Here is a 3,683-nt window from a genome sequence, read left to right on the forward strand (position 1 = left end):
GGCCAGGGCGGCGCCCCGGCGGGCGGCCCCGGCGGGCACGGTGGACCCGCGCCGGCGGCGACCGGAGCAACGCTGTGGTCGTTCGAGGTGGTGCAGTCCGCGTCGCCCGGGACGAACTGACCCGGGCGCTCAGCCGGTGTCGTGATGGCTGGCGTCGTGATGGCTGGCGTCGTGATGGCTGGCGTCGGTGACCTCGCCGACGAACTGGACGACCACGTCCTCCATCGCCACGACCCCGACGGTCCGCCCCGCGGCGTCGGTTACCCGGCCGAGATGGCTGCCGGTCCGCTGCATTCGGCGTAGTGCCTGGTCCAGGGGAGTATCGGCGGCCAGCTCCGCCATCCGGTGCAGGCGGTGCGGGGCGAGCGGGGCGTCGATCTCCTCGGGCGTGATGCCCAGGACGTCCTTGGCGTGCAGGAAGCCGGCGAGGCCCGGCCCGTCGTCGGTGTCGGCGGGTGCGCGCACCGGGAACCGGGAGAATCCGGTGCGCGCGACGACCGCCTCCAGCTCGCGGGCGGAGGTGGTCCACGGGACTGTCACGGTCCGCGCGAGCGGGATCATCACGGCACCGACCGCGTGCTCCGCCAGTTCCAGCGCGCTGGTGAGCCGCTGGTGCTCCGCCTGTTCCAACAGGCCCTCGTGGGTCGACTCGGCGATGATCACCGCGAGTTCCGACGGGCCGTAGGCGGCGGCGAGCTCGTCACGCGGGGTGACCCGCAGCAGTCGCAGCACCCGGTTCGCGAAACCGTTCAGCAGCAGCACGAACGGCGAGGTGGCCCGGGCGAACGCGATCAGCGGCGGGCCGAGCCAGCGCAGCGCCTGCTCGGGCCCGGCGATCGAGAGATTCTTCGGCACGATCTCGCCCAGCACCATGTGCACCGCGGAGACGACGGCGAGGGCGAGGGCGAACGCGATGGCATGCCGCCCGGCGTCAGGCACCCCGACGGTGTGCAGCAGGTGGGCCAGCAGCCCCGCCACGCTCGGCTCGGCCACCGCGCCGAGCGCCAGCGAGCACAGGGTCACGCCGAGCTGGGTGGCGGCCAGCAGCGGCGAGAGATGCTCCAACGCGCCGATCACCGACCGCGCCCGCCGGTCACCGGCCTCGACCATCGGTTCCAGTCGTTCCCGGCGGGCGGAGACGAACGCGAACTCGGCGCCGACGAAGAACGCGTTGCCGGCGACGAGCGCGAACCCGACGACGATGGCGATCAGCGTCAACACGAGCGCGCCCCGTCCGCCGGCCGCCCGTCGCGGGTCCCCGGGCGGGTGCTCGGCGCGGGCGCCGGGGCGGTCAGCCGGATCCGGTCGATGCGGTGCCGCTCGAGTGCCACCACCGTCAGGGTCGCGCCGTCGACGTCGACGGTGTCCCCGACCGCGCCGAGCCGACCGAGGCGGGTGAGGACCAGCCCGGCGACGGTCTCGAACGGTCCAGCAGGCAGCCGTACCCCGGTGCCGTCGGCGGCCTCGTCCGGCCGCAGCAGGCCGGAGAGCAGCCACGACCCGGGCCCGTCGGACACCACGCCGGGCGGGGTGGGCAGGTCGTGCTCGTCCGACACCTCGCCGACGAGTTCCTCGACGAGGTCCTCGAGGGTGACGATGCCGGCCGGGCCGCCGTACTCGTCGATGACGGTCGCCAGCTGCAGCCCTTCACGGCGCAGACGGGTGAGCAGGGAGTCGCAGTCGAGCGAGGCGGGTACGAGCAGCGGCGGCGTCATGATGTCGCGCACCGTCACCGTGCTGCGGCGATCCGATGGGACCCGGAAGACGTCCTTGACGTGCACGACGCCGATCACCCCGTCGACATCGACGATCTCCTCGGTGTCCGAGCCGCCGTCGCCGTCGCCGTCGCCGTCGGGCCCGGAGTCCGCGACGGCCCGGCCCAGGACGGGGAAGCGGGAATGGCCGCTGCTGCGGGCCACCCGCAGCAGTGCGGCGACGGGCTCGTCGGCGTCCGCCCAGACGGTGCGGACCCGGGGGGTCATGACGTCGGAGGCGTCCCGGTCGCCGAACCGCAGCGACCGGCGCAGCAGCGACGCCGTCGATGGTGTCAACGTGCCCTGGCGGGCGGAGGTGCGCACGATCGATCCCAGCTCGTCCGATGAGCGTCCGCTGTGCATCTCGTCCTGCGGTGCGACGCCGACGGTGCGCAGGATCGCGTTCGCCACCCCGTTGAGCACGGCGATCAGCGGCCGGGCCAACCGCGAGAACCACACCTGCGGTGGCGCCACCGCGCGGCCCACCCGCAGCGGCTCGCTGATCGCCCAGTTCTTCGGCACCAGCTCGCCGAACACCATCTGGCCGACGGTGGCGACGACGAGGGCGAGGGCGAGGGCGAACACCGACGCGGGCGCCACCGGCAGGCCGACGGCGCGCAGGCCCGGGCGCAGCAGGGTGGCCAACGCCGGTTCCGCGAGGAAACCGATGGCCAGCGACGTCACGGTGATGCCCAGCTGCGCGCCGGAGAGCTGGAACGACAGCGATCGCACCGCTCGGGCCAGGGCCCGGGAGCGTCGGTCACCGTCGGCGGCGGATCGCTCGGCCTGGTGCGGCTCGATCGCGACCAAGGCGAACTCGGCGGCCACGAACAGCGCGTTCCCGACGACCAGCAGCAGCACGAGGGCGAGCCGGAGGATGGCCTCGATCACCCTCCGGCACCGGTGGTGGGCCTCGGCATCCTCACGTCCGTTCATCTCGCGGGAACGTCGCCGTCGACCCCTGCCCGCTGCGGGGCCGGGCGGGGCCCGCGCGCGGGCGGGACCGGCCGCGGGGACGTCGTCGACAGCGCTCGACGCAGGGTCCGCTACCCCGCCGCGCCGGGGCCCACACCCGCAGCTGGTGCCGCGGCGGGGACGCGCCGAGATTTCCGTCCGCCAGATGTTGTGACCACTCGATTACGCAGCCACACTGATCGGCGTGGCCCACATACTCACGGTAGCTAATCAGAAGGGTGGCGTTGCCAAGACGACATCCGTGGCCAGCCTCGGCGCCGCCCTGACCGAACTGGGCCGCCGGGTACTGCTGGTCGACCTCGACCCGCAGGCATGCCTGACGTTCTCCCTCGGCCTAGATCCCGACGCCCTCGAGCTGTCCGTGCACGACGTACTGCTCGGCCGGCTCTCCGCCGGCATCGTCATCACCGGCACCGTCGACGGCCCCGACCTGCTGCCCGCGACGATCGAGCTGGCCGGCTGCGAGGCGGTGCTGCTCTCGCGCCCAGGCCGCGAGCACGCGCTGCGCCTCGCCCTCGCCGAGGTCGTCGACGGCTACGACTTCGTGCTGATCGACTGCCCGCCCTCGCTCGGCGTCCTCACGATCAACGGGCTCACCGCGGCGGACGAGGTCGTCGTGCCCCTGCAGTGCGAGACGCTCTCGCACCGCGGCGTCGGCCAGCTCCTCGACACCGTGCACGACGTGCAGCGGCTGACGAACCCGCGGCTGCGGGTACGGGGAGTGCTGCCGACGCTGTATGACGGGCGGACGGCGCACGGCCGCGCCGTGCTGGCCGACGTGTCGGCCCGGTACGGCCTCGACGTGCTCACCCCGCCGGTCGCCCGGTCGGTCCGCTTCGCCGAGGCGCCGGGCACGGGACGGTCGGTGCTGAGCACCGCCGGTCGGTCGAAGGGCGCGGAGGCCTATCGCGCTCATGCCCGCGCTATCGCCGGCCTGGCCGCGGTGCCGTTGCC

Annotated in this window: 3 protein-coding genes and 1 pseudogene; 2 read left to right on the forward strand and 2 right to left on the reverse strand. The window is 73.9% G+C overall.

Annotated features, from left to right (window positions below):
- Nucleotides 1-120: pseudogene (locus MXD58_RS31240) on the forward strand (antibiotic biosynthesis monooxygenase family protein); the annotation flags it as partial.
- Nucleotides 121-129: 9 nt separating this feature from the next.
- On the opposite strand, the gene MXD58_RS22825 reads toward MXD58_RS31240, so the two are convergent.
- The gene (locus MXD58_RS22825; protein ID WP_308302026.1) at nt 130-1,221 is read right to left on the reverse strand and encodes a hemolysin family protein; all 1,092 of its coding nucleotides are present in this window, start codon (nt 1,219-1,221) and stop codon (nt 130-132) included.
- On the reverse strand, nt 1,215-2,645 hold the full coding sequence (locus MXD58_RS22830) for a hemolysin family protein (protein ID WP_248836822.1): 1,431 nt from the start codon (nt 2,643-2,645) through the stop codon (nt 1,215-1,217). The genes MXD58_RS22825 and MXD58_RS22830 overlap by 7 nt, the downstream gene beginning before the upstream one ends.
- 268 nt (nt 2,646-2,913) lie before the next feature.
- Between MXD58_RS22830 and MXD58_RS22835 the strand changes: the two genes are divergently transcribed.
- A partial coding sequence (locus tag MXD58_RS22835; protein ID WP_250609895.1) for a ParA family protein occupies nt 2,914-3,683 on the forward strand: 770 nt, incomplete at its 3' end.

Origin of the sequence: Frankia sp. AgKG'84/4, from assembly GCF_023242965.2 — a bacterium.
In the GTDB taxonomy this organism is placed as follows: Bacteria; Actinomycetota; Actinomycetes; order Frankiales; family Frankiaceae; genus Frankia.